Source organism: Ruegeria sp. CG11 (assembly GCF_056537245.1).
In genome coordinates this window covers 1-1,091 of sequence record NZ_JBQFRE010000060.1, presented here as the reverse complement: position 1 = coordinate 1,091, position 1,091 = coordinate 1, and the positions used below count along the sequence as shown (strand labels likewise).

The window sequence follows — 1,091 nt, the reverse complement described above, 5'->3', positions numbered from 1 at the left end:
GCCGGTATCGGCTATGTGGGCCTGTCCAACGCGGTGCTGCTGGCGCAGAACCACAACGTGGTGGCTCTGGACGTGTCAGAGGACCGCGTGAGTTTGCTCAACCAGCGGCAAAGCCCGATTCAGGATGCCGAGATCACCGACTTCCTGTCCAACCGCGCACTTGACCTGATCGCCACCACCGACGCCGAAGCCGCCTATGCGGGGGCCGATTTCGTCGTCGTGGCCACACCCACCAATTACGACCCGCGCAGCAATTACTTCGATACCAGCTCGGTTGATACAGTGATCGGACAGGTCACCAGCGTGAACCCCGACGCCGTCATCGTGATCAAGTCCACCATCCCGGTCGGGTTCGTGACCCAGGCCCGTGCCCGCTTCGGCACCGACAACGTCATCTTCTCTCCGGAGTTTCTGCGCGAGGGCCGCGCCCTCCATGACAACCTGCATCCCAGCCGGATCATCATCGGCGAGCGGTCCGATCGCGCAAAGGTCTTTGCCGATCTGCTGCTGCAGGGGGCGGTGGACAAGGATGTGCCGGTGCTGTTCACCGACGCAGACGAGGCCGAGGCGATCAAGCTGTTCGCGAATACATACCTTGCCATGCGGGTCGCCTTCTTCAACGAGCTGGACAGCTATTCCCTGGCCGGCGGCATGGACTCGCGCCAGATCATCGAAGGCGTCAGCCTCGACCCACGTATTGGAGCGCACTACAACAACCCGTCCTTCGGCTATGGCGGCTACTGCCTGCCCAAGGACACCAAGCAACTGCTGGCCAATTACAACCACGTGCCGCAGAACCTGATCCGCGCCATCGTCGATGCCAACCGCACACGCAAGGATTTCCTCAGCGACCAGATCCTGATGAAGGGGCCAAAGACTGTCGGCATTTACCGGCTGGTGATGAAAGAGGGCAGCGACAATTTCCGCCAAAGCTCGGTTCAGGGCATCATGAAACGGATCAAGGCCAAGGGCATTCAGGTCATCGTCTACGAACCCGCCTTGAGCGAGGATCACTTCTTCCACTCACCGGTGATCCGCGACCTGGATGCGTTCAAACAACAGGCCGACCTGATCGTCGCCAACCGACTGTC

General features: G+C 60.7%; 1 protein-coding gene. It reads left to right on the top strand.

Annotated features, from left to right (window positions below; genetic code table 11):
* A partial coding sequence (locus ACR0KW_RS24210) for a nucleotide sugar dehydrogenase (protein WP_480807304.1) occupies nucleotides 1-1,091 on the top strand: 1,091 nt, incomplete at both ends.